This window comes from Rhizobacter sp. P3_B12 (genome assembly GCF_056402895.1).
The window spans coordinates 1-1,215 of record NZ_JBFUGN010001396.1; the positions used below are offsets into that span (position 1 = coordinate 1).

At 65.4% G+C, this 1,215-nt stretch carries 1 protein-coding gene; it reads left to right on the plus strand.

Translation table 11 applies throughout. From position 1 onward, the window contains the following. Positions 1–71: 71 nt before the first annotated feature. Positions 72–1,215: aspartyl protease family protein (locus tag AC1D01_RS35545; RefSeq protein ID WP_477874348.1), on the plus strand; the 1,144-nt coding region annotated here is incomplete at its 3' end.

Below are 1,215 nucleotides of genomic sequence, written 5' to 3' on the forward strand. Positions count from 1 at the left end.
ACACGGGGCGTATCCATGCGAAGCTGACACGCGTTCAAACCCTGGGACTGCTCGGGGCTGAATTGAACAACGTGGAATTCATCGTCGGTGGCAACGAGCTGGGCGCCGGCATCATGGGGATTCTGGGCCGCRACATCCTGTCGATGGCGGACACCGAGTACGACCTGGCGCACGGCATCGTGCGCCTGAGTTTTCCGAAGGGTGAGTGTGCCGAGACCAACTTCGCCCATTGGGCCGGCGAGGCCCCGGTGATCGAAGCACCGCTCGGGACGACCCGGCATGACAGGGACACGGCCATCCGTGTGGCAGTCCGCATCAACGGCAAGCGCACGATGGCGCTGATGGACACCGGAGCGCCACACACGTCGTTGACGCTGGCGGCTGCCCGCCGCGCCGGCATCGACGAGAGCAGCCTGACGCCTCTGGGGCGCGTCGGCGGTGCTGGGGAAGGCCGGGTGAAGTCGTGGGCAGGCCCCGTCGCGTTGTTCGAACTGGGCGGGGAGAAGATCGTCAACACCCGCCTGGAGATCGACGATGCCGACGATTCGGAGCAGGGCATGTTGTTGGGGCTGGACTATTTTCTGTCGCACCGCATCTATGTTTCACGCCTGCAGGACAAGGTCTACGCCACCTGGAATGGCGTCGCCCCGTTCGCGTTCGCTCGAGCGGCCCCGGGCGAGTACGACGCTCGTTATGCAGCACTGCCGAAAGATGTCGGGAAGGACGATGCCGATGCCTTGGCGCGTCGGGGATCCGCTGCCATGGCGGCGGGGAATTACGCTCGTGCCCTGGAAGACCTGAACCGAGCCTGCGAGTTGGCACCCGAGGTGGCCGACTACCTGTATGCCCGGGCGCGGCTGCATCTGATGATGCGCAAGTCACAGGCCGCGCTCGCCGATCTGGACGAGGCCTTGCGACTTGATCCCCAGCTGAACGAGGCGCGCTTCCGCCGCGCCTGGGTGAGAGTGGCGCTCGACAATCCATCGGGCGCGCAGGCTGATCTTGCACGACTCGACGAGGTGTTGCCGCCATCCTCTGCCCTGCGTGCGGACATGGCAGAGTTGCACGCCGTGCTTTCCCACGCCCCGCAGGCTCTGCGGCAATTCGATCTCTGGGTGAATACCCACCAGAGAGACGCGCGCCTCGCCAGCGTTCTCAACAGCCGCTGCTGGATGCGCACGCGGCTCAACATGGAATTGACGCAGGCCCTGCAGG